Annotated in this window: 24 protein-coding genes; 9 read left to right on the top strand and 15 right to left on the bottom strand. The window is 70.2% G+C overall.

The features are described from left to right. The first annotated feature begins 51 nt into the window (after positions 1-51). Positions 52-831, top strand: a complete 780-nt coding sequence (locus L2Z93_RS02285; protein ID WP_090590270.1) for an aldolase — start codon at positions 52-54, stop codon at positions 829-831. Positions 832-852: 21 nt separating this feature from the next. Further along, on the top strand, positions 853-1,746 hold the full coding sequence (locus tag L2Z93_RS02280) for a dihydrodipicolinate synthase family protein (RefSeq protein WP_090590273.1): 894 nt from the start codon (positions 853-855) through the stop codon (positions 1,744-1,746). A gap of 443 nt (positions 1,747-2,189) precedes the next feature. Here L2Z93_RS02280 and pstB read toward each other — a convergent pair whose 3' ends face one another. The 6 genes from pstB to L2Z93_RS02250 all read right to left on the bottom strand — a co-directional run bounded on the left by pstB (position 2,190) and on the right by L2Z93_RS02250 (position 7,793). Further along, positions 2,190-2,966: a phosphate ABC transporter ATP-binding protein PstB gene (pstB, locus tag L2Z93_RS02275; RefSeq protein ID WP_090590276.1), complete on the bottom strand. Its 777-nt coding sequence runs from the start codon at positions 2,964-2,966 to the stop codon at positions 2,190-2,192. Between the two features lie 10 nt (positions 2,967-2,976). Next, positions 2,977-3,891, bottom strand: a complete 915-nt coding sequence (pstA, locus tag L2Z93_RS02270) for a phosphate ABC transporter permease PstA (protein WP_090590280.1) — start codon at positions 3,889-3,891, stop codon at positions 2,977-2,979. Next, positions 3,888-4,967, bottom strand: coding sequence for a phosphate ABC transporter permease subunit PstC (gene pstC, locus L2Z93_RS02265; RefSeq protein WP_090590283.1), 1,080 nt, complete (start codon positions 4,965-4,967; stop codon positions 3,888-3,890). Before pstC ends, pstA begins: the two co-directional genes overlap by 4 nt. A 10-nt stretch (positions 4,968-4,977) precedes the next feature. Beyond that, positions 4,978-6,090 (bottom strand): phosphate ABC transporter substrate-binding protein PstS, encoded by a 1,113-nt coding sequence (gene pstS / locus L2Z93_RS02260; protein WP_234786180.1) that lies wholly within the window; start codon positions 6,088-6,090, stop codon positions 4,978-4,980. A 99-nt stretch (positions 6,091-6,189) separates the two neighbouring features. After that, on the bottom strand, positions 6,190-7,071 hold the full coding sequence (mshD, locus tag L2Z93_RS02255) for a mycothiol synthase (protein WP_090590294.1): 882 nt from the start codon (positions 7,069-7,071) through the stop codon (positions 6,190-6,192). Further along, entirely contained in the window at positions 7,068-7,793 is a 726-nt protein-coding gene (locus L2Z93_RS02250; RefSeq protein WP_090590300.1) for a winged helix-turn-helix transcriptional regulator, read from the bottom strand. Before L2Z93_RS02250 ends, mshD begins: the two co-directional genes overlap by 4 nt. Positions 7,794-7,888: 95 nt before the next feature. On the opposite strand from L2Z93_RS02250, the gene lmeA reads away from it, so the two are divergent. The 5 genes from lmeA (at position 7,889) to L2Z93_RS02225 (ending at position 10,767) form a co-directional block, all read left to right on the top strand. Continuing rightward, complete coding sequence (lmeA, locus tag L2Z93_RS02245; protein WP_090590304.1) at positions 7,889-8,695, top strand: mannan chain length control protein LmeA; 807 nt, start codon at positions 7,889-7,891, stop codon at positions 8,693-8,695. Positions 8,696-8,708: 13 nt separating this feature from the next. Then, on the top strand, positions 8,709-9,125 hold the full coding sequence (locus tag L2Z93_RS02240; protein WP_090590308.1) for a thioredoxin family protein: 417 nt from the start codon (positions 8,709-8,711) through the stop codon (positions 9,123-9,125). 174 nt (positions 9,126-9,299) lie between these two features. Further along, entirely contained in the window at positions 9,300-9,761 is a 462-nt protein-coding gene (locus L2Z93_RS02235) for a DUF4395 domain-containing protein (protein ID WP_090590312.1), read from the top strand. Then, entirely contained in the window at positions 9,758-10,006 is a 249-nt protein-coding gene (locus tag L2Z93_RS02230; RefSeq protein WP_090590315.1) for a DUF1416 domain-containing protein, read from the top strand. Before L2Z93_RS02235 ends, L2Z93_RS02230 begins: the two co-directional genes overlap by 4 nt. A 116-nt stretch (positions 10,007-10,122) precedes the next feature. Beyond that, positions 10,123-10,767: a heme-binding beta-barrel domain-containing protein gene (locus L2Z93_RS02225; RefSeq protein WP_234786181.1), complete on the top strand. Its 645-nt coding sequence runs from the start codon at positions 10,123-10,125 to the stop codon at positions 10,765-10,767. A gap of 16 nt (positions 10,768-10,783) precedes the next feature. Here the strand turns inward: L2Z93_RS02225 and L2Z93_RS02220 are convergent, their stop codons facing one another. From L2Z93_RS02220 to L2Z93_RS02210, 3 genes are all read right to left on the bottom strand, one after another. Next, the gene (locus tag L2Z93_RS02220; RefSeq protein ID WP_090590326.1) at positions 10,784-11,605 is read right to left on the bottom strand and encodes an ABC transporter substrate-binding protein; all 822 of its coding nucleotides are present in this window, start codon (positions 11,603-11,605) and stop codon (positions 10,784-10,786) included. Positions 11,606-11,612: 7 nt separating this feature from the next. Continuing rightward, a complete protein-coding gene (locus L2Z93_RS02215; RefSeq protein ID WP_090590330.1) occupies positions 11,613-13,010 on the bottom strand; it encodes an ATP-binding cassette domain-containing protein in 1,398 nt (465 codons plus the stop codon). 107 nt (positions 13,011-13,117) lie between these two features. Then, positions 13,118-13,969 (bottom strand): aminodeoxychorismate lyase, encoded by an 852-nt coding sequence (locus L2Z93_RS02210; protein ID WP_090590390.1) that lies wholly within the window; start codon positions 13,967-13,969, stop codon positions 13,118-13,120. Positions 13,970-14,004: 35 nt separating this feature from the next. On the opposite strand from L2Z93_RS02210, the gene ygfZ reads away from it, so the two are divergent. Together ygfZ and L2Z93_RS02200 are read left to right on the top strand one after the other, a co-directional pair. Next, positions 14,005-15,084, top strand: a complete 1,080-nt coding sequence (ygfZ, locus tag L2Z93_RS02205; protein ID WP_090590394.1) for a CAF17-like 4Fe-4S cluster assembly/insertion protein YgfZ — start codon at positions 14,005-14,007, stop codon at positions 15,082-15,084. A 120-nt stretch (positions 15,085-15,204) separates the two neighbouring features. Beyond that, entirely contained in the window at positions 15,205-15,369 is a 165-nt protein-coding gene (locus L2Z93_RS02200) for a DUF3073 domain-containing protein (protein ID WP_090590335.1), read from the top strand. A gap of 21 nt (positions 15,370-15,390) precedes the next feature. Here the strand turns inward: L2Z93_RS02200 and purM are convergent, their stop codons facing one another. The 6 genes from purM to L2Z93_RS02170 form a co-directional block, all read right to left on the bottom strand. Then, positions 15,391-16,464 carry a phosphoribosylformylglycinamidine cyclo-ligase gene (purM, locus tag L2Z93_RS02195; RefSeq protein ID WP_090590342.1) on the bottom strand — a complete coding sequence of 358 codons (1,074 nt, stop codon included), beginning with the start codon at positions 16,462-16,464 and terminating at the stop codon, positions 15,391-15,393. Positions 16,465-16,508: 44 nt separating this feature from the next. Next, entirely contained in the window at positions 16,509-18,071 is a 1,563-nt protein-coding gene (gene purF, locus L2Z93_RS02190; protein WP_090590345.1) for an amidophosphoribosyltransferase, read from the bottom strand. A gap of 40 nt (positions 18,072-18,111) precedes the next feature. After that, entirely contained in the window at positions 18,112-18,519 is a 408-nt protein-coding gene (locus L2Z93_RS02185) for a sterol carrier family protein (protein ID WP_090590396.1), read from the bottom strand. Then, the gene (locus L2Z93_RS02180; protein ID WP_090590349.1) at positions 18,506-19,090 is read right to left on the bottom strand and encodes an Rv0804 family intramembrane glutamic endopeptidase; all 585 of its coding nucleotides are present in this window, start codon (positions 19,088-19,090) and stop codon (positions 18,506-18,508) included. The genes L2Z93_RS02185 and L2Z93_RS02180 overlap by 14 nt, the downstream gene beginning before the upstream one ends. 165 nt (positions 19,091-19,255) lie before the next feature. Beyond that, positions 19,256-21,538: a phosphoribosylformylglycinamidine synthase subunit PurL gene (gene purL / locus L2Z93_RS02175; RefSeq protein WP_090590352.1), complete on the bottom strand. Its 2,283-nt coding sequence runs from the start codon at positions 21,536-21,538 to the stop codon at positions 19,256-19,258. A gap of 9 nt (positions 21,539-21,547) precedes the next feature. After that, positions 21,548-21,907 (bottom strand): VOC family protein, encoded by a 360-nt coding sequence (locus L2Z93_RS02170; RefSeq protein ID WP_090590356.1) that lies wholly within the window; start codon positions 21,905-21,907, stop codon positions 21,548-21,550. Positions 21,908-21,916 lie beyond the last annotated feature (9 nt).

The following is a 21,916-nucleotide window of genomic DNA, read 5'->3' as shown; positions in this document are numbered from 1 at the left end:
ACTAAACGACATTGGTTGACGATAGGACACTTGTGTCATAGAGTTCCGGCCATGACCTCGACGATGAACCTCGGCAAACAGGAGTTGATGGACTCCGCGCAGGCGTCCATGCGGTCCAAGCTCGCTGTTCAGGACTGGACCGACCGCGAAAAACTCGCACTGACCTGCCGGGCGCTCTACGACGAGGGCCACAATTCCGGCCTGGCCGGCCAGATCTCCGCGCGCGGCGACGCCCCGGCCACCTTCCTCACCCAGCGTCTCGGTCTCGGATTCGACGAGATCACCAGCGACAACCTGCTGCTGGTCGACGAGGACCTCAACGTGCTGGAGGGCGACGGGATGGCCAACCCGGCCAACCGTTTCCACAGCTGGGTCTACCGGGCCCGCCCCGACGTGAACTGCATCATCCACACCCATCCCCTGCACGTCGCCGCGCTGTCCATGCTGGAAGTGCCGCTGGTCGTGTCCCAGATGGACATCGCGCCACTCTACGACGACTGCGCGTTCCTCAAGGACTGGCCCGGGGTGCCCGTCGGGAACGAAGAGGGCGAGATCATCTCGGCCGCCCTCGGCGACAAACGCGCCATCCTGCTGGCGCATCACGGCCAACTCGTCGTCGGCGCGACCATCGAGGAGGCCTGCTCGCTGGCGCACCTGATCGAGCGCGCCGCCCGACTGCAGCTGCTGGCCATGTCGGCCGGCGAGATCGCCCCGCTGCCGCCGCGGTTGGCGCGCGAGGCCCACGACTGGACGCTGTCGCCGCGGCGCAGCGTGGCCAACTTCCAGTACTACGCCCGGCGCGCGCTGCGCCACCACCCCGACGCCATCTGACCCGAAAGGACTCCACCCGCCATGCCTGCCTCCGGCGCCACCATCTCCGGCATCGTCGCCTACCCGATCACCCCGTTCACCGCCGACGGCGGGATCGACCACCACAGCCTGCACCTGGTGCTGGACCGCCTCGTCGACGGCGGCGCGTCGGCCATCGCCCCGCTGGGCAGCACCGGCGAGTCGGCCTACCTCGACCTCACCGAATGGACCGAGACCGCGGCCAGCACCATCAATCACCTGGGCGGGCGGCTGCCCACCGTTGTGGGTGTCTCGGATCTGACCACCGCCGGCGCTGCCCGTCGCGCGCGGATCGCCGAGGGTCTCGGCGCCTCGGCGGTGATGGCGCTGCCGGTGTCGTACTGGCAGCTGACCGCGCTGGAAGTGCAGAAGCACTTCGAGGCCATCGCGGCCGCCATCGACATCCCGGTGATGGTCTACAACAACCCCGCCACCGCCGGCATCGACCTGTCGCCGACCCAGCTGTGGGAGCTGGTGCGCGACGTGGACAACATCACCATGGTGAAGGAGTCCACCGGCGACATCAACCGGATGCATCAGCTGCGCGAGCTCAGCGATGGCACGCTGCCGTTCTTCAACGGCAGCAACCCGCTGGCGTTGGAGGCGTTCCGGGCCGGCGCCGCCGGTTGGTGCACCGCCGCGCCCTGCCTCATTCCGGATCAGATCCGCGCGTTCTACGACGCCATCCAGCGCGGCGACGACGAAACCGCCGACGCGGTGTTCGGCCGGATCCAGCCGCTGCTGAAATTCATCGTCACCCGCGGGTTGCCGACGGCGGTCAAGTCCGGCCTGGCGCTCACCGGCATCCCAGCCGGCGAACCCCGCCGTCCGCTGCTCCCGGCCACCGAGGCCGAAGCCGCCGAGCTCAGCGACTTGATCACCGCTTCGGTCGGGTAGCCGACGGCTCGGTCGGGCGTCGACCTCGATCTTTCCGGTCCGGCTCATCGAGTGAGACACCAAGGCGGTTAGTGAGAAACGTTGGCGCACAGGCGCATCGAGTGAGACATAATGTACGTCGATGAGACCTCAGGGACGTCAGTGAGAAATCTGGGATGGACTTTTCATCCATTGAGAACTCACGGCGCACCCTACTCGCAGAACGCGTCCCTAGCTTCTCACTCGATGGCAGCGGCCGCCATGACGTCTCACTTGCATCCATGACTTCTCAAACGCGCACACCAGTTCTCACTCGATGAGAGCTGCCGCCACCAGTTCTCACTAACGTGCGTCAATTCTCACTCGACGCGAAATCACCCTGCCTCGCGGCGAGTTCCACCGGACGGCTCGTTACTCGACGCGACCCGGCTCGTTACTCGACGCGACCCACCGCGACCCGGCGACTAGCCGAAACGCCCCGAAATATAATCCTCGGTAGCCTTCTCCTTCGGGTTGGAGAAGATCTTGTCGGTGTCGTCGATCTCGATCAGCATGCCCGGCTTGCCGGTGGCCTCCAGGTTGAAGAACGCGGTCTGATCGCTCACCCGGGCGGCCTGCTGCATATTGTGCGTGACGATGACGATGGTGAACTCCTGCTTGAGCTCGGAGATCAGGTCCTCGACGGCCAGCGTGGAGATCGGGTCCAGCGCCGAGCAGGGCTCGTCCATCAGCAGCACGTCGGGCTGCACGGCGATGGCGCGGGCGATGCACAGCCGCTGCTGCTGACCGCCGGAGAGGCCGCCGCCGGGCTTGTCGAGCCGGTCCTTGACCTCGTTCCACAGGTTCGCCCCACGCAGTGAACGCTCGCAGGTCTCGTCCAGCACGGCCTTGTTGCGGACGCCCTGCAGCTTCAGGCCGGCGACGACGTTGTCGCGAATCGACATGGTGGGGAACGGATTCGGCCGCTGGAACACCATGCCGATGGTTTGGCGGACGCCGACCGGGTCCACGCCGGGAGCGTAGATGTTCTCGCCGTCGAGCAGCACCGAACCCTTGACGCTGGCGCCGGGGATCACCTCGTGCATCCGGTTCAAGGTGCGCAGCACGGTGGACTTGCCACAGCCCGACGGGCCGATGAAGGCCGTCACGTGCCGCGGCGGCACCGACATCGACACGTTGGCCACGGCGTGGAATGCGCCGTAGTAGATGTTCACGTCTTTGAGATCGAGATGCTTGGCCATGAGATGTCTCCTAAACCTTCTTGGGGGCAAAGAATTTGGCGATGAACCGGGCGCCGATATTGAGCACGGCGACCAGGATCACCAGTGTCAGGGCCGCGCCCCACAGCCGTGCGTCGGTGATCGGATTGCCGGAGCCGCCGGCGGAGACCTGGTCGTACATCATCCCGGGCAGCGAACCCTGGAATCCGGAGAACATGTCGAAGTTCCGGCTCTGGGCGTATCCCACCAGGATCAGCAGCGGCGCGGTCTCGCCCATCACTCGGGCCAGCGCCAGCATGATGCCGGTGACGATGCCCGACAGCGCGGTCGGGATGACGATGCGGCTTATGGTCTTCCACTTCGGCACGCCGAGGGCGTAGCTGGCCTCGCGCAGATCCATCGGCACGATGCGCAGCATCTCCTCGGTGGCGCGCACGATGACCGGGATCATCAGCAGCACCAGCGCCAGCGACACCGCGAACCCGGAGCGCTGGAAGCCGAAGGTGGCCACCCACAGCGCGTAGATGAACAGCGCCGCGACGATCGACGGAACACCGGTGAGGATGTCCACCATGAAGGTGGTCAGTCGGCCCAGCCGGGTGCCGCCGCCGTACTCCACCAGGTAGATGCCGACGAAGACGCCGACCGGGATGGAGATCACGGCGCAGACCAGGCCCTGCAGCAGGGTGCCGACGATCGCGTGGTAGGCGCCGCCGCCGGCCTCGAAGGCGGTCATGCCGGCCTGCGAGCGCCACCACCAGTCCGCCGAGGTGACCGCGCCGATGCCCTTGCTGACGGTGGCCCACAGCACCCACACCAGCGGCACGATGGCCACTGCCACGGACGCGGTCACCAGCACGGTGGCCGTCTTGTCGGCGAACTTGCGGCGCGGGCTCAGACCGGGGAAGGTCGGCTCCTTGATCGGAGTGTCCATCGTGTTGGTCATGACTTCCCCTTCCCGGCGACCGCGGCGCGGGCCAGCGAGTTCACCACGAACGTGAGGACGAACAGCACAAGGCCCGCGGCGATGTACGCGCCGGCCTTGTATTCGTCATTGAATTCCGAAGCGGCCGAGGCGATCTTGGAGGCGAAGGTGTAGCCGCCGTCGAACAGCGACCAGCCGAAGGCCTGCTGGGTGCCGCGCAGGATGATCAGCAGGGCGATGGTCTCACCGAGCGCGCGGCCCAGACCGAGCATCGCGCCGCTGATGTAGCCGGACAGGCCGAACGGCAGCACCGTGGTGCGCACCACCTCCCAGCGGGTCGCGCCGAGGGCCAGCGCGGCCTCGATCTGCCCGGGCGGCGTCTGCACGAACACCTCGCGGGACACCGCGGTGATGATCGGCAGGATCATCACCGCCAGCACGATGCCGGCGGTGAAGATGGTGCCGCCGCCGGCCACCGAGGCGTTGCCGGTGGCGAACAGGAAGAACCAGCCGAAGGTGTCATTGAGCCAGGCGGCGAACGGCCCGATGACCGGGGCCAGCACGTACAGGCCCCACACGCCGTAGATGATCGACGGCACCGCGGCCAGCAGGTCGATGACGTAGGCCAACGGACCGGCAACCCGCTTGTTCGCGTACTGGGTCAGATAGATCGCGATGCCCAGCGCCACCGGCATGGCCAGCACCAGCGCGAACAGCGACACGAACACCGTCACCTGGAACAGTTCGGCTACGCCGAAGTGCATCGCCGAGGTGTCGGTGGTGACCCAGCTGCCGCCGAAGGTGAAGAAGTTCTCCTCGTTGCGGCTCAGCGCCGGGATGGCCCGCCACAACAGGAACACGCCGATCGCGACGATGAGCCCGATGACGGACAGCCCGGATCCCTCGGCCAGGCCGTGGAACACCCGGTCGCCCGGGCGGACCCTGGCCTTGCCCGACGGGTCGGTGGGGACGGGTTCCTTCTCACCGAAAGGCTGGGCCACCACCTGGCCCGATCCGGCCTTCGCCGGGTCCGGTGTGATCAATCCAGCCGCCTCGTCCACGTCGTCACCGACACCCCTGTCAAAGAATCGCGTCATTTCCGGGCCGCTACTGGATGGCTGCCGCAGCGGTCAGCAGCCGCTCCTTGACGGCGTCCGGCAGCGCCACGTAGCCGATGTCGTTCAGGCCGTCCTGGCCCTGGTTCGCGGACACCGTCAGGAAGGACTTGGCGGCCTCGGCGACGTCGGCGGGGTAGCCCTTGGAGCAGACGATGTTGTAGGTGACCAGCACCAGCGGGTAGGCGCCCGGCTCGGTGCTGGCGTACAGCGAGTTCAGGTCGAGCACCAGATCGTTGCCCTCGCCGACGAAGGTCGCGCCGGCGATCGCGGTCTTGGTGGCTTCCTCGGTCAGCGCGACCGGCCCGCCGCCATTGTCGACGGCGGCCACCGACAGGCCCGCCTGGTCGGCGAAGCCCTTCTCCACGTAGCCGATGGCGCCCGGGGTGGCCTGCACGGCCTGCACCACGCCGGCGGACTTCTGCGCGCCCTCACCGGCGCCGCCCTGGAACTCCTTGCCGGCGCCCTTGGTCCACTCAGCGGGCGCGGCCGCGGCCAGGTACTTCTGGAAGTTGTCGGTGGTGCCCGAGGAATCCGAGCGGTAGATCGGCGTGATCGCCGAATCCGGCAGCTCGACGCCCGGGTTGAGCTCGGCCAGCGCCGGGTCGTTCCACTTCGAGATGGCGCCGGTGAACACCTTCGCCAGCACCGTCGGGCTGACGGCCAGGTTGTCGACGCCGGGCAGGTTGTAGGCCAGCGCGACCGGGCCGAACACCAGCGGCAGGTGCCAGGCCGGATTGTTCTCGCAGCGCTTCGCCGCGGCGGCGACCTGCTCCTCGTCCATCGGCGAATCGGATCCCGCGATGTCGACGTTGCCGGCGACGAACTGCGAGACACCGGCGCCGGAGCCGGTCGGGTTGTACGACAGGTTCTTGCCCGGGCAGACCTGGCCCCAGAGCTTGTTGAACACGCCGACCGCGTTCTGCTGGGCGGTGGACCCCTCGGCAGTCAGGTTGTTCGCGCCCGCGCAATCCGCTTCACTGCCTGCGGCGACGCTCGACGGGGCGGTTTCGCCGTCGCTGCCACAGCCCGTGACACCGAATGCGACGAGTGCCGTCGCCGATCCCGCCAGTAGTGCCGATCGCCAAATATTGTGTGCGTTCACCCGATCCGACCTTCTGTAGATGTGCGTTCGCTGTGAAAGGTAGGCGGTGGTCATGGACGGAAGCCCGATGGAAGGTGAACGGAAGGTAAACCCGGCCGATCAGGTCGGTTTTGGGGCGCGCGCGTAGGCCACATCAGCCCGGAACACCTCGAAGCCGAGGCGTTCGTAGGTGCGCACCGCGGCGGTGTTGTCGGCCTCCACGTACAGCAGCACCGTCGGGTCGGGCTGGTCGGCGAGCGCGACGGCCAGGTGCTCGAGCCCGACGGCGGTCAGCGCCCGACCGAGGCCGCGGCCCTGGGCGTCCGGGTCGATGCCCACCACGTACACCTCGCCCAGACCGTCGGGATGGACCTTGGTCCAGTGGAAGCCCAGCAGCCGGTCGCCGTCGGCCGCGTCGAACGCCAGGAACAGCCCGTCCGGGTCGAACCACGGTTGGGTGAACTGTTCGGCCAGATCGGCGAGCGTCTGGCCGCCCTGTTCGGGGTGCCAGGAGAACGCCGCGTTGTTGACCCGCAGCAGTTCGGCGTCGTCGTCGGGGCCGCGGTAGCGGCGCACCGTCACCCGGTCGGGGATCTCCACGGGAACCAGATCGCGCAGCGACCGGCGCATCTGCAGCAGCCGTCGCACCGGGACCAGCCCGGCGGCCCGGGCGATCGCGGCGGCCGCCGGCAGGTCGCCGTGCGCCCACACCGACACCGGTTCGGCGCTGATCGACGACAGCAGCGCCGTGCCGATTCCGCGCCCACGAGCGGGTGGGGCGACCACCAATTCGGCCATTGCGGCGCCGAGATTCAAATAGCCGACCACGTGCCTGTCGTGCTCGACGGCGATCAGGTGCCGGGTCCGGTCGCGGCCCAGCTCGCGGCGCACCTGCTCGCCGACCGGTGCGACGCCGTCGGCCGAGGTGGCGGCGGCGATGATCGCTTCGATCTGTTCGCGCTGCCCCGGCGACGGGACATCGACCCAGCTCAGCGTGCTCACGGCGTCGGGATCTCCTCGGCGTCGACGGGTCCGGGGGCGGCCTGCCCGGAGCGGCGGGTCGGGCGCACCGCCTTGTAGCCGACGTTACGCACGGTGCCGATCAGCGCCTCATGCTCGGGGCCGAGTTTGGCGCGCAACCGGCGGACGTGCACGTCGACGGTGCGGGTGCCGCCGAAGAAGTCGTAACCCCACACCTCCTGCAGCAGCTGGGCCCGGGTGAACACCCGCCCGGCGTGCTGCGCGAGGTACTTGAGCAGCTCGAATTCCTTGTAGGTCAGGTCCAGCGGGGCGCCGCGCAACCGCGCGGTGTAGGTCCCCTCGTCGATGGACAATTCGCCGAGGGTGACCGTCCCGGTGGCCTCGCCGCCGGCCGCGTCTCCGCGGCGGCCGGCCAGCAGGCGCAGCCGGGCGTCGATCTCGGCCGGGCCGGTGCCGGGCAGCAGGATCTCGTCGAGCCCCCATTCGCCGTTGACCGCGACCAACCCGCCCTCGTTGAGCACCGCGACCACCGGCACCGTCCCGGCGGTGCTGCCCAGCAGGCGACACAGCCCGCGGGCGGCCACCAGGTCGGTGCGGGCGTCGACGATCACGATGTCGGCGTTGCCGGCCTCCAATAGTGAGGACACCTCGGACGGGGCGGTGCACAGGTTGTGCGGCAGCAGCGACAGGGCGGGCAGAACCGCGTCGGGGGTGGGATCGACCGTTAAAAGCAGCAGGTCCATCAGGGGGCCTCCAGTCTCCGGCAAACGCGCGGAATCGCGGCCGACACAGCGCCGTAACCGACCAGGGCGCCTATAACCATAGCGCCGAGAGCCCCATGAGCCACAATGACGGGGTGCCCAAGCTGCTGAAAGCGGCGATCGCGACGGTCGTCTCGATCGCCGTCGCATTCGTCGCCGTGGATTTCGGTTTCGCCATTTACGCCGAGTACAAGCTGTCTCGCACCATCCGCGCCGCGGCGAAATTGGACTGGGATCCGTCGGCCAACATCCTGGGCTTTCCGTTCGTCACCCAGGCGCTGGGGCACCGCTACCACGAGGTGGAGATCAAGGCCAACGACGTGGCGCACCCGCATGTCGGCCGGGCGTCGCTCGAGGCCACCATGCACGATCTGGACCTGACCGAGGCGTCCTGGCTGGTGCGCCCGGACGCGCCGATCCCGGTGGACACCCTGGAGAGCCGGATCATCATCAATTCCCGGTACCTGGGCGCGTTCATCGGGGTGAAGGACCTGATGGTGGAGGCCCCGCCGGACACCGACGACGACAACACCACCGAGTCCGGGATCTCCGCGCCGGTCGGTCTGGTGTTCAGCGGGACTCCGCGCAGCGCCGGCATCGACAAGCGGGTCAGCGTGTCGGTGGACCTCAGCATGGTCGGGCCGCAGCAGCACACCCTGCTGATCACCCCGACCGGGATCCTGACCGGCCCGGGCACGGCGGATCAGGAGGTGCCCGAGGACCGGGTCGGCGCGGTGCTGCGGGCTTTCGAAGGTTCGCTGCCGGATCAGGTGCTGCCGTTCGGGGTGGCCCCCAGCACCCAGGGCGCGCGGGGCTCCGACGTCATCATCGAGGGCGTCATCACAGGTGTGACGGTCACACTGGAAGAGTTCACCCAGTCCTGATCAGGAGGCCGACATGAATATGGGCATCACCATCGCGGTGGTCATCGCAGTGCTGGGTCTCGGGTTGGTGGTCGGCCGGCTGATCGCGCTGCGCGCCGGGATGCTGCGTTCGGCCGAGGCGGCCGCCAACGTCGACACCTCGGGTCTCGGGCTGAGCAGCACCGGCCCGACGCTGCTGCACTTCAGCGCGCCGTGGTGCGGGCCGTGCGGGCAGGTGCGGAAGGTGATCGACGCGGTGAGCGCCGAGCTGCCGCAGGTCGCCCACGTGGAAATCGACATGGACGCCGATCCGGAGGCCGCCCGACGACTGTCGGTGCTGTCCCTGCCGACGACCATCATCTTCGACGCGGATGGCAAGCCGCGGTACCGCACCACCGGGGTGCCGTCGGCTGCGGACCTCAAGTCGGCGCTCGCGCCGTTGCTCAGCTGAGACCGAAGTTGCTACCCTGGCACACGTGCCCAACCTGCTGACGAAGCGCCGCGCGGTGGATTACTGCCGGACCGCAGGTTGTTGCTGTCGTTGTAGTTGTCGCTGAGTCCCCGCGCCCCGTCGCGCCGCGGCTCACTCCGGCCAACCGACAGTGACCCCTTCAGGAGATTTTTCGTGACCACCCAAATCGATTCCCCCCGGGTTGACGTGCGCGGACCGCGCTTCGCCGCCTGGATCACCACCGCGGTGCTGATCGCCACCATCCTGGTCGCCGGCGTGGACCCGCGGATCGCGGCCGTTTTGCTGGCCGCCCAGGCCGTGGTGTTCGCCATCGGCGCCGCGTTCGGCCCGACCAAGACGCCCTACGGCCGGTTCTTCGCCACCGTCGTCAAACCGCAACTGGGACCGGCCATCGAGACCGAACCGGTCGCGCCGCTGCGATTCGCGCAGCTCATCGGCCTGGTCTTCGCCGTGGTCGGCGTCGCCGGCTTCGCCCTCGGGGCGCCCGCCGTCGGCCTGGTCGCCACCGGGTTCGCGCTGTTCGCGGCGTTCCTCAACGCCGCCTTCGACGTGTGCCTGGGGTGCCTGCTGTATCCGCTTGCCGTCCGCCTTCGCGCCCAGGGGGTCCGGTCATGAGCTGCGTGATCTCCGGCCGCGTGGTCGACGGCGACGGACGCCCGGTGGGCGGCGCGTCCGTGCGGCTGCTCGACGCCGCCGACGAGTTCACCGCCGAGGTCCGTTCGACCCCGGCCGGTGACTTCCGGTTCTACGCCGCGCCCGGCAGCTGGCGGCTGCGCGCGGCGTCGACTGTCGGCAACGGTGACGCGGTGGTGGCCCCGGCTGCCGAGGGCGTGCACCAGATCGACGTGTTGGTCGCCTGAGGCAGAGGTAGAATCACCGCCGTGGTCCTGTTCTTCGAGTTTCTCCTGGTCGCGGCCGTCGTCGTCATCACCTGGTTCGCGTTGTACACGCTGTACCGGTTGATCACCGACGAGTCGTGACGCACCCGATCCCGGGATCCGGCGACGCCGCGGTCGCTGCTGCGGCCGAACGCGCCAAGATCACCGCCGGTCGCAACATTCCGGTCTTCGACGATCTGCCGCTGCCCGCGGACACCGCCAATCTCCGGCTCGGCGCCGAGCTCAGCGATGAGTTGCTCGCGCTGCTGCCGATGGTCGGCGTGTGGCGCGGTGTCGGCGAAGGGCACGACCAGGACGGCGACTACCGGTTCGGCCAGCAGATCGTGGTGTCCCACGACGGCCGCGGCTACCTGAATTGGGAGTCCCGCACCTGGCGGCTGGACGACGACGGCGAATTCGCCGACCAGGATCTGCGCGAGACCGGGTACTGGCGCTTCGTCGTCGACCACGACGACCCGCTGGAAACACAGGCGGTCGAGTTGCTGCTGGCGCACTCCGACGGCTACATCGAGTTGTTCTACGGCCGCCCGCTGAGTCAGTCCTCCTGGGAGGTGGCCACCGACGCGATGGCCCGCAGCCGCAGCGGCCCGCTGGTCGGCGGCGCGAAGCGGCTGTACGGGATCGTCGAGGACGGCGACCTGGCCTATGTCGAGGAACGCATCGACGCCGACGGCGAGCTGACCCCGCACCTGTCGGCGCGGCTGCAGCGTTTCGCCGGCTGACAAGGCCGGCTGAGGGCTACTCCAACTCCCGGGCCGGGATCTCCGGCATCCAGCGGCGCTGCAGTTCGGCCAGCGTGCCGTCGTCGCGGATGCCGTCCACGGCCTCGCTCACGCACCGGGTCAGCGGGCTGCCGAGGTCCAGCAGAATCCCGAGTTGCTCGGGTGTGCCGCTGGGCAACCGGCCCAGGATGATCCCGCCGGGAATCTCTCCGGCCAACGTCCGCGCGGTCGGCAGGTCCGCCACCAGCGCGTCGACCTGCCCCGCGCGCAGGCCTTCCATCGACTCCACGGTGTTCTCGTACACCGTGATCGGCGCGGCCGACAGCGCTCGGGCGGTCCCGGCGCCGGTGGTGTTGGCGACCGCGCCGAGCCGCAGCGCCGCCAGCCCGCTGCGCGAGGTCACCGCGTCGGCGTCGGTCCCGGCCACGGTCACCACCGCTTGGACGATGTCGTAGTACGGCGAGGAGAAGTCGGCGATCTGCCTGCGCTGCTCGGTGATGGAGAACTGGTCGATCGCCGCGTCGAACGCCTTGGCGCCCGGCGCCATCGCGGTGTTGAACGGCACCCGGACCCAGCGCACCTGCTCGCGCTCGTAGCCCAACCGGTCGGCGACGGCGTAGCCCAGCGCGGACTCGAACCCTTCTCCGCTCTCCGGGCTGTCGTCGAGGAACCAGGGTGGGAAGGCCGGCGCCTCGGTGGCCAGGGTCAGCGTGCCCGGGTCCAGCGTCGGCAACGAGCTGGCCTGGCAGTGCTCTTCGGTCGGGCCGTCGCCGCCGGGGGCGCACGCGCAGAGCAACGCCAGCCCTGCCGCCAAAGCCAGTGCGCCCCCGGATCGCATTGGGGCATCATCCACGCCGCAACCCGCCCTCGTCCAGCAGCAGCCAGGTGTCGATACCCAGCCGAGACAGGAAATCCGCGTCGTGGCTGATCACCAACAGCGCGCCGCGGTAGCACTCCAGCGCGCCGACCAGCGCGTCCACGCTGCCGAGGTCGAGGTTGTTGGTCGGCTCGTCCAGGATCAGCAGCTGGGGCGGCGGGTCGGCCAGCAGCAGCCGGGCCAGCGCGACCCGGAAGCGCTCGCCGCCGGAGAGTTCCCCGACCCGACGGCCCACCGCGTCGCCGCGGAACAGGAACCGGGCCAGTTCGGCGCGCCGGTCGCCGACGGTCTCCAGCACGGTCAGCTCGTCGTCGAGTTCCAGGCGTTGCTCGAGCCGCCCGATCCGGTCGGTGTGCGCCGTCAGGGTGTTGGCCAGCCGGGTCTTGCCGATGCCGTTGCGCCCGGTCAGCGCGATCCGTTCCGGTCCGGCGACGATGTGCCGGCCGCCGCGCGGGTCGGTGAGTTCGGCGAGACGACGTCGCGCCGGGACCTCCGGGTCGGGCAGGTCGATGCGGATCCGGTCGTCGCGGCGCACCCGTTCGGTCTGCCGCGCCAGGTGCTCCCGCGCGTCGGCGATCTTCCCGTCGAACTCGGTGCGAAGCCTGCCCGCCGACACCTGCGCCTCGGTCTTACGCTGATTCATGATGATCTTCGGCGCGCGTTTGTTCTCGAAGTCGGTGCGGCCCTTACGCATTCGGCGCGCCAGTTTCGTCTCGGCCTCGACCCGCTGGTGTTTCTCCACGCGCAGCGACTGCTCGGCGGTGCGCACCGCCTGCTCGGCGGCGGCCTGCTCGGCGGCCAGTTGCTCCCGGTAGACGCTGTACGGCCCGCCGAACATGCGCAGCGTCCCGGCCCGAAGTTCGGCGGTGTCGTCCATCAGCTCCAGCAGCGTCGTGTCGTGGCTGACGACGATCAGCACGCCCCGCCAGCCGGCGATGGCGTCGTAGAGCAGCCGCCGCGATTCGGCGTCGAGGTTGTTGGTGGGTTCGTCGAGCAGCACCACGGCGTCGCCGGCCAGGCGCAGCCCGACCAGCGCGGTCAGCACCGTCTCGCCGCCGGACAGCGTGGCCACCGTGCGGTCCAGCCCGATGCCGGTGAGCCCGACCCCGTCCAGCGCCGCCCGGGCTCGGGCCTCGACGTCCCAGTCCTCGCCGAGTGTCTCGTAGTGCCCGGTGGCGGTGACGGCGCCGCCGGTGGGGGTCAGGTCGCCGGCGATCAGCCGTAGCAGGGTGGTTTTGCCGGCGCCGTTGTCGCCGACCAGCCCGGTGCGGCCGTGCCCGAACGCGGCGTCCAGGTCGGCGCAAACGGTGTCGCCGTCGGGCCAGCGGAAGGTCAGCGCGGTGAGAGTGACAGCAGGATGTTGCATGGGGACTTCAGGAAGTGGTCAGTGGAGGCGCTGACCGCCGGAGTCAGGAGAGCTACGACGTCAACGCGCGGAACTGGGCGGAGTCGAGGATGATCATGGACGCCAGTCTACCGCGCGATCGCAACATCAATTAGTCTGCGCATTTCGGTCGCCATCGGCGCCGCCGGCAACCGCACCCCGTCCAGGGTGTGCACCCGGGCCCCGAGCGTGATGCTGGAGACGAGCCAAACTCCTTGTGCGGCAAACAGATCCGCGGGCTTCAACGCCCGGTAGTCGCAGTCGTAGCCCTCGTCGCGGGCCACCTCGAACAGCGATTGCTGGGTGGTGCCGCGCAGGATCGGGTACCACGGCGGCGGGGTCAGCAGGCACGGTCGGCCGCCGTCGCCGGCCACCGCGATGACCACCGTCGAGCGCGGGCCCTCCAGCACCAGCCCATCGGAGCTGACGAACACCACATCGTCGGCGCCCTGGGCCGCGGCGTGCCGCAGTGCGGCCATGTTCACCGCGTAGGACAGCGTCTTGGCGCCGGCCAGCAGCCACGGCGTCTTATCGCAGCCCGCGGCGGGCAGCCCCCGGTCCAGCAGCACCGCCGCGACACCGTCGGCGCGGGCGGCGGCGACCCGTTCGGCCAGCGCGGACACCGTCACGTAGCTGGTGGGCGCCGACCCGCTCTCCCGGCCCCGCGAGCACACCAGCCGCAGCGCGCCCTCGCGCGTCGCGCCCCACTCCCGGGCGGCGACGTCGATCGCGGCGCGCCAGGCGTCGCGGTCGGGGGCCGGCAGTTCCAACATGGCCGCCGAGGCGGCCAGCCGGTTCAGGTGCGCCTCCACCTTGCACGCCCGCCCGCCGCGCACCAGCAGCGTCTCGAAGACCCCGTCGCCGCGGACCGCGGCCAGGTCGTCGGCGCACAGCAACGGCGCGTCGGGATCGCGCACCACACCATCGAGGGTGACCACCACCATCGCAACAGAGTATGCCGCCTATGGTGGAAGGCATGTCAGCGGTTCCCGCTCCCGAATCCGGCCCCGACGCGGGCGCGGTCTGGCACTACGGCGATCCGCTGGGCGAGCAGCGCGCCGCCGAGGTCGCCGCGGTGGTGGTGGACCGATCGCATCGCGGGGTGATCAGCATCTCCGGCGCGGATCGCCGCAGTTGGCTGCATTCGCTGACCACCCAGCACATCACCGAGCTGCCCGACGGCCTCAGCACCGAGAACCTGAGCCTGGACGGTCAGGGCCGCGTCGAGGATCACTGGGTGCAGACCGAGCTCGACGGCGTCAGCTACCTGGACACCGAGCCGTGGCGCGCCGAGCCGCTGCTGACCTACCTGCAGCGGATGGTGTTCTGGGCCGACGCATTGCCCGAGAAATCCGACCTGGCGGTGCTGAGCCTGATCGGGCCGAAGTTGACCGGCCCGGCGGTGCTGGCCGCCGTCGGCGTCGACGCCCTGCCCGAGCCGATGACTGCCGTGGCGCTGCCCGGCGGTGGGTTCGCCCGCCGGATGCCCGGCGATCCGCCGGAGCTGGACCTACTGATCCCCCGCGCCGACGTCGACGCCCGGCTTGCCGCACTGCGCCAGGCGGGGGTCCGCCCGGCGGGCCTGTGGGCCTACGAGGCGCACCGGGTGGCGGCGCTGCGGCCGCGGCTGGGCGTGGACACCGATGAGCGCACCATCCCGCACGAGGCCGGCTGGATCGGCGGGCCCGGGCTGGGCGCGGTGCATCTGGACAAGGGCTGCTACCGCGGTCAGGAGACCGTCGCCCGGGTGCACAACCTGGGCCGGCCGCCGCGGATGCTGGTGCTGCTGCATCTGGACGGCTCCGCGGACCGGCCGCAGACCGGGGACCCGGTGACCGCCGGCGGCCGCACGGTGGGGCGGCTCGGCACTGTCGTCGAGCACGTCGACGACGGCCCGGTGGCGCTCGCGTTGATCAAGCGCGGCATCCCGGCCGACACCGAATTGCTGGCCGGCGATGGTGTGACGGCCCGGATCGACGCCGATTCGATGCCGCCCGAGGACACCCCCGGCGCGGGCCGCGCGGCGGTGGACCGGCTGCGCGCGAACCGCCGGTAACGCCCGCGCTGCGACGGCAGATTCCGCGGCACGGTAGAGTGTCGGCAGGACAATACACACATTCAGATCGGAGCCGCTCGCACCTCGGGCCGCTCCGTTATTGCGCGAGGGGGTCCCCCCATGGGCCGCGGCCGGGCGAAGGCAAAGCAGACCAAGGTTGCTCGTGAGCTTAAGTACAGCTCCCCGCAAACCGACTTCGAGCGACTCCGTCAGGAGTTGGCCGGTTCGGGCGATGACGCCCGGTCCGACGATCGCTGGGTCGACGAGGACGACTGGCGCCGCTGAGCACCGGCCTGACCCCCGGGGTCAGAACCGGGGGTGTTCCCCTCTCAGGTGGGCTCGCACTGAGCCCTTGCCACCCTTGTTGACGGTGCCCAGCACCCAACAGTCCACATGGCGGGCGGTCAGAATGGCCAACGCGCGGTCGGTGTCCTCCGGCGCGACGACGGCCACCATGCCGACGCCCATGTTGAAGGTCTTCTCCATCTCGGCGCGCTCGATGCGGCCGCGCTGGGCGATCATGCCGAACACCGGCCCGGGGCTCCACGCGCCGCGGTCCAGTTCGGCGGTCAACCCGTCGGGGATGACGCGTTCCAGGTTCCCGGCCAGCCCACCGCCGGTGACGTGGCAGAACGTCCGGACCTGGGTCTCGGCGGCCAGCGCCAGGCAGTCCTTGGCGTAGATGCGGGTCGGCTCCAGCAGTTCCTCGCCGAGGGTGCGGCCGAATTCCTCCACGTGCCCCTCGAGCTTGAGCCGCTCGATCTCCAGCAGCACCTTGCGGGCCAGCGAGTAGCCGTTGGAGTGCAGCCCGGAGGCCGCCATGCCGATCACCACGTCGCCGGGGCGGACCCGCTCGGGCCCGAGCACCTCGTCGGCCTCCACCACGCCCACGCCGGTGGCGGACAGGTCGTAGTGTTCGGCGGCCATCAGGCCGGGGTGTTCGGCGGTCTCCCCGCCCAGCAGCGCGCAGCCGGACTGCACGCAGCCCTCGGCGATGCCGGCGACGATGGCCTGCACCCGCTCCGGGACGACCCGGCCGATGGCGATGTAGTCCTGCAGGAACAGCGGTTCGGCGCCGCAGACGACGAGGTCGTCGACGACCATGGCGACCAGGTCGATGCCGACCGTGTCGTGCTTGTCCATCGCCTGCGCGACGGCCAGTTTGGTGCCCACCCCGTCGGTCGATGACGCCAGCAGCGGCTCGCGGTAGTCGTTGCGCAGGGCGAACAGGCCGGCGAATCCGCCCAGCCCGCCGCGCACCTCGGGCCGCGTCGCGCGCTTGGCGAGCGGCTTGAAGAGTTCGACGGCGCGGTCACCGGCTTCGATGTCGACGCCGGCGGAGGCGTAGGAGATCCCGGGTTCAGAAGCGTGCTTGGTCATCGCCCATCAATCTACCGGGCGAGTTGGGTGACGGCGCCCCCGCGTTACGGCCGGCGCAGCGCCGAGGCGTTGTCGTTGGACGCCTGCACCGGGGTGGCCGGGTTTTCCCGGGCCGCATTCGCCAGCATCTGCTCGATGACGTTCTTGCCCAGCGCGGTCTCACTGGGCAGCTCGATCGGGTACACGCCGTCGAAGCAGGCGCAGCACAGCCGCGACGCCGGCTGCTCGGTAGCCGAGATCATCGCCTCGGTGGAGATGTAGCCCAGGGTGTCCGCGCCGATAGCGTGCCGAACGGCCTCCAGCATCTCCGACTGCGGCCCGTCGTGGGCGGCGTTGGCGATCAGCTCGGCCGGCGAGGCGAAGTCGATGCCGTAGAAGCACGGCCACTTCACCGGCGGGGAGGCGATCCGGACGTGCACCTCCAGGGCGCCGGCTTCACGAAGCATCCGGATCAGGGCGCGCTGGGTGTTGCCGCGCACGATCGAGTCATCGACGACCACGAGGCGCTTGCCGCGGATCACTTCGCGCAACGGGTTGAGCTTGAGTCGGATGCCGAGTTGGCGGATGGTCTGCGACGGCTGGATGAACGTCCGCCCGACGTAGGCGTTCTTCATCAGGCCCTGCCCGAACGGGATGCCGGACTCCTGGGCGTAGCCGACCGCGGCCGGGGTGCCCGATTCCGGGACGCCAATCACCAGGTCGGCGTCCACCGGCATCTCCTTGGCCAGCCGTCGGCCGATGTCGACGCGGGTGGAGTGCACCGACCGGCCGGCCAGGGTGCTGTCCGGGCGGGCCAGGTAGACGTATTCGAAGACGCAGGTCTTCGGGGTGGGGTTGGCGAAGCGGGTGGAGCGCACCCCGTCGGCGTCGATGGCCAGCAGTTCGCCGGGCTCGATGTCCCGGACGAAGGAGGCGCCGACGATGTCCAGGGCCGCGGTCTCCGAGGCCACCACCCAGCCGCGATCCAGCCGGCCCAGCGACAGCGGTCGCACACCGTGCGGGTCGCGGGCGGCGTAGAGGGTGTTCTCGTCCATGAAGGTCAGGCAGAACGCGCCCCGGACGGTCGGCAGCAGCTCGCAGGCGGCCTGTTCCAGGCTGGTGTCGGCCGCGCCGTGGGCCAGCAGCGCGCCCAGGATGTCGGAGTCGGTGGTCGCCGACATGCCGCCGTTGTTCATCACGCCGAGCTCGCGCGCCTGGGTGGCCAGTTCGGCGGTGTTGACCAGGTTGCCGTTGTGGCCGAGTGCCACCCCGGTGCCCGCGGCGGTGTGCCGGAACACCGGTTGGGCGTTCTCCCAGGTGGTGGAGCCGGTGGTGGAATAACGGCAGTGCCCGACGGCGACGTGCCCGACCATGCCGGCCAGGGTCGCCTCGTCGAACACCTGGCTCACCAGGCCCAGATCCTTGAACACGATGACCTGTGATCCGTCGGCGACGGCGATCCCCGCGGCTTCCTGGCCGCGGTGTTGCAGCGCATAAAGTCCGTAATAGGTGAGCTTCGCCACATCCTCGCCGGGCGCCCACACACCGAAGACTCCGCATTCCTCGCGGGGTGACTGTTCGTCGGGCTCGACGTGTGCGTCGGCGAGGTGTATCGGCTGCTCTGTCACGTTGGGGCTGCTCCCGGGACGTCGCGTTGGCTGACAGCAGTCAGTCTACGGGCCGGTAACCGGATTCACCTAGACGCAGGAGGGGCAACCACCCCGAAATCTCCCCCGCCCGGGACCCGGACAGCTCCACCGCCGGGCCCGCGGCGTCGAGCTCCAACAGCCCGGTGGCCAGCAGCAGCCAGGTGCGCGGATCGGTTTCCACCACGTTCGGCGGGGTGCCTCGGGTGTGCCGCGGGCCCTGCACGCACTGCACCGCGACGAACGGCGGCACCCGCACCTCGACGCTCGCTCCAGGGGCGGCGGCGGCCAGCGTGCGGGCGGTCAGCCGGACCGCCTCGGCCAGCGCCGCGCGCTCAGGTTCGGCCACGGCGGGGTCGCGCAGCCAGTCGGCAAGCGCCAGCACCGCCGCGCGGGCGGCCGCCGGGTCCGGGGGTTTACGGGGCGCCATCAGCACCAGCTCTGTCGCCGGCCCGTCGCACCGCCATGGTGGCGATCGCGCCGGATTCGTTGATCGCCAGGTGCGCCAGCATCGGGGCCAGCAGGCTGCCGGTCCGATCGGCGAGCTCCCCGAACACCCAGCCGGCCACACCGGTGACCGCGACGGTGCCCAGCACCGATTCGCCGTTGCGGTAGGCGCCCGGGGCATGACTGAGCCCGAACACCGCGGCCTGCGCCAGTTGCCCGCGGCGGCGGCCGAACGCCCGCTGCGCCCAGGTTTTCACCGCGCCGCGGTAGATCATCTCCTCGGTCCACACCGTCTGGACCGGGATCTGCCAGGCCAGCCAGCCCCAGCCGTCCCCGGGCGGGGTGCGTTCGGTCATGCCGTCACGCACCGCCGGAAGCGCGGTCCCGGCGGCGACCGCGAGACCGACCGTCGTGGCCGCAGCCGCGCCCCACACCGCGCCGTCGCGGACTTCTTTGCCGCGCAGCCCCAGCCGGTTCCCGGTGAGGCGGCCGGTGGCCAGTGCCAGCGCGGTCCCGACGCCCGCCCAGGCGAGCGGCACGACGAGCGGCTTCATCCGGTGTGCGCCCCGGTAGAGATTGGGGACCCGCGCTCCATCCTGGGTGCGCTCAGATCGAGGATTCGACGCAAACACCGACCTAGCCGCACTCAAGACGACGGAGATCTGCCTCAACACACACACAGGACCGCGCTCTCCGGCTGCTCGCATCGCCCTGATGTGCTAACCGAAGAGCTTGGGCAGGGTGGCTTCCCACACCCGGCGCAGCTCGGCGAGGGTCACGCTGAACTGGCCCTGGACCTCCAGCGCGTCGGAGCCCTGATCGACCACGCCGACCCGCTCGCACGGCAGCGCTCGGGCCTCGCACATGGCGCGGAATCGGCTCTCCTCGGTGCGCGGCACCGCCACCAGCACTCGGCCCGCGGATTCGGAGAACAGCAGCACAAACGGGTCGACGCCCTCCGGCAGCACCAGGCGCACCCCGGTCTCGCCGGCCAGCGCCGACTCGACGACGGCCTGGGCCAGTCCGCCTTCGCTGAGGTCGTGCGCGGCTGAGAGCAGCCCGTCGCGGGACGCCGCGGTCAGCACCTCGGCCAGCAGCTTCTCCCGGTCCAGGTCCACCTGCGGCGGCACGCCACCGAGGTGATCGCCGGTGACCTGAGCCCAGATGGAGCCGTCGAACTCGTCGCGGGTGTCGCCGAGCAGCAGCAGCGTCTCCCCCGGCTCGGCGCCCAGCCCGGTGGGGATGCGCCGGGCGACGTCGTCGATCACGCCGAGCACGCCGACCACCGGCGTGGGCAGGATGGCCGTCGCACCGGTCTGGTTGTAAAAGCTGACGTTGCCGCCGGTGACCGGGATCCCCAACGCGGCGCAGCCGTCGGCCAGCCCGCGGACGGCCTGGCTGAACTGCCACATCACGCCCGGGTCCTCCGGGGAGCCGAAGTTCAGGCAGTTGGTGACGGCGACCGGGGTGGCGCCGGTGACGGCGACGTTGCGGTAGGCCTCGGCCAGCGCCAGCTGCGCGCCGGTGTACGGGTCGAGTTGGGTGTAGCGGCCCGAGGCGTCGGTGGACACCGCGATGCCGCGACCGGTCTGCTCGTCAATGCGCAGCACGCCGCCGTCGGCGTTCTCGGCGAGCACGGTGTTGCCGCGGACATAGCGGTCGTACTGCTCGGTGATGAACGCGCGGCTGCACAGCGCCGGGCTGGCCAGCATGGCCAGCAGCGTGTCGCGCAGCTGCTCGCCGGTGACCGCGCGCTCCAGTCCAGCCGAGGTGTCGGCGATCAGCGCGTCCTGGCTGTCCGGGCGGGCCACCGGCCGCTGGTAGACCGGGCCCTCGTGCGCGACGGTGCGCGGCGGCACGTCGACGACGGTCTCGCCGTGCCAGTCGATGATCAGCCGGTCGCCCTCGGTGACCTCGCCGATCACGGTGGCCAGCACGTCCCATTTACGGCAGACGGCCATGAACGCGTCCACGTTGTCGGGGGTGACCACCGCGCACATGCGTTCCTGCGACTCGCTGGAGAGCACCTCGGCGGCGGTCATGCCGGTGGCGCGCAGCGGCACCGCATCCAGCTCGATCTTCATCCCGCCGTCACCGGCGGAGGCGAGTTCGGAAGTGGCGCAAGACAATCCGGCGCCGCCGAGGTCCTGGATGCCGACCACCAGATGCGCGGCGTAGAGCTCCAGGCAGCACTCGATGAGCACCTTCTCGGTGAACGGGTCGCCGACCTGCACACTCGGTAGTTTCTTGCGGCCGGACCCGGACTCGTCGCCGGAGAACGTGTCACTGGCCAACACCGACACCCCACCGATGCCGTCCAAGCCGGTGCGGGCGCCGAACAGGATGATCTTGTTGCCGGCGCCGGACGCGAACGCCAGGTGCAGGTCCTCCTTGCGGAGCACGCCCACGCACATCGCGTTGACCAGCGGGTTGCCCGCGTAGGAGGCGTCGAACACCGTCTCGCCGCCGATGTTCGGCAGGCCAAGGGAGTTTCCGTAGCCGCCGACGCCGCGCACCACGCCGTCGAGCACCCGGCGGGTGTCGGGGGCATCGGCCGCGCCGAAGCGCAGCTGGTCCATCACCGCGACCGGCCGGGCGCCCATCGCCATGATGTCGCGGACGATGCCGCCGACGCCGGTGGCCGCGCCCTGGTAGGGCTCCACGTACGACGGGTGGTTGTGCGACTCGACCTTGAAGGTGACCGCCCAGCCGTCGCCGATGTCGACGACGCCGGCGTTCTCGCCGATGCCGGCCAGCATGGCGGCCTTCATCTCCTCGGTGGTGGTCTCACCGAAGTAGCGCAGGTGCACCTTGGAGGACTTGTAGGAGCAGTGCTCGCTCCACATCACCGAGTACATGGCCAGTTCGGCGTCGGTGGGGCGCCGGCCCAGGATCTCCCGGATCCGGGCGTACTCGTCGTCCTTGAGGCCGAGTTCGCGGTAGGGCTGCGGCTGGTCGGGGGTGGCGGCGGCGTGCTCGACGGTGTCGAAGGCGTGGGTCACCCGAACAGTTTAGGAGCCCGCCGACAGGCAGAACGCGTTGCCGTCGGGGTCGGCGAAAACCACCCAGGAGAAATCCTCGCCGAAGCTGTGCCGCGCGGTCTCCACCGCGCCGAGTTCCAGCAACCGGCCCACCTGCGTTTCCAGGTCCACGCCGGGTTCGGCGCCGAGGTCCAGGTGCACCCGGTTCTTGCCCGGCGTCGGGTCGTCGACCTGCTGGAATCCCAGCCGCTGCCCCGAGGCCAGCGCGACTATCACGAACCCGCCCGGGACCACCGGGATCAGGGTTCCGCCGACGGCGTCGGCCCACCAGCCGGCCAGCCGGTCCGGGTCGCAGGTGTCGAAGGTGATCATCTCCACGCCGAGCGCCATCTGCCCAAC

The sequence above is a fragment of the Mycolicibacterium brumae genome, from assembly GCF_025215495.1.
In the GTDB taxonomy this organism is placed as follows: domain Bacteria; phylum Actinomycetota; class Actinomycetes; order Mycobacteriales; family Mycobacteriaceae; genus Mycobacterium; species Mycobacterium brumae.
This window is presented reverse-complemented; position numbering and strand designations above follow the sequence as displayed.

Bases quoted from the DNA above. Each gene is read 5' to 3' on its own strand.
- pstB (WP_090590276.1), bottom strand. From the start codon at position 2,966: ATGGCCAAGCATCTCGATCTCAAAGACGTGAACATCTACTACGGCGCA.
- L2Z93_RS02285 (WP_090590270.1), top strand. From the start codon at position 52: ATGACCTCGACGATGAACCTCGGCAAACAGGAGTTGATGGACTCCGCG.
- lmeA (WP_090590304.1), top strand. From the start codon at position 7,889: ATGAGCCACAATGACGGGGTGCCCAAGCTGCTGAAAGCGGCGATCGCG.
- L2Z93_RS02280 (WP_090590273.1), top strand. From the start codon at position 853: ATGCCTGCCTCCGGCGCCACCATCTCCGGCATCGTCGCCTACCCGATC.
- L2Z93_RS02185 (WP_090590396.1), bottom strand. From the start codon at position 18,519: ATGGCGCCCCGTAAACCCCCGGACCCGGCGGCCGCCCGCGCGGCGGTG.
- L2Z93_RS02170 (WP_090590356.1), bottom strand. From the start codon at position 21,907: ATGGCGCTCGGCGTGGAGATGATCACCTTCGACACCTGCGACCCGGAC.
- L2Z93_RS02220 (WP_090590326.1), bottom strand. From the start codon at position 11,605: ATGCGATCCGGGGGCGCACTGGCTTTGGCGGCAGGGCTGGCGTTGCTC.
- L2Z93_RS02230 (WP_090590315.1), top strand. From the start codon at position 9,758: ATGAGCTGCGTGATCTCCGGCCGCGTGGTCGACGGCGACGGACGCCCG.
- L2Z93_RS02215 (WP_090590330.1), bottom strand. From the start codon at position 13,010: ATGCAACATCCTGCTGTCACTCTCACCGCGCTGACCTTCCGCTGGCCC.
- L2Z93_RS02180 (WP_090590349.1), bottom strand. From the start codon at position 19,090: ATGAAGCCGCTCGTCGTGCCGCTCGCCTGGGCGGGCGTCGGGACCGCG.
- purM (WP_090590342.1), bottom strand. From the start codon at position 16,464: ATGACCAAGCACGCTTCTGAACCCGGGATCTCCTACGCCTCCGCCGGC.
- ygfZ (WP_090590394.1), top strand. From the start codon at position 14,005: ATGTCAGCGGTTCCCGCTCCCGAATCCGGCCCCGACGCGGGCGCGGTC.
- pstA (WP_090590280.1), bottom strand. From the start codon at position 3,891: ATGACCAACACGATGGACACTCCGATCAAGGAGCCGACCTTCCCCGGT.
- L2Z93_RS02250 (WP_090590300.1), bottom strand. From the start codon at position 7,793: ATGGACCTGCTGCTTTTAACGGTCGATCCCACCCCCGACGCGGTTCTG.
- L2Z93_RS02200 (WP_090590335.1), top strand. From the start codon at position 15,205: ATGGGCCGCGGCCGGGCGAAGGCAAAGCAGACCAAGGTTGCTCGTGAG.
- pstC (WP_090590283.1), bottom strand. From the start codon at position 4,967: ATGACGCGATTCTTTGACAGGGGTGTCGGTGACGACGTGGACGAGGCG.
- L2Z93_RS02240 (WP_090590308.1), top strand. From the start codon at position 8,709: ATGAATATGGGCATCACCATCGCGGTGGTCATCGCAGTGCTGGGTCTC.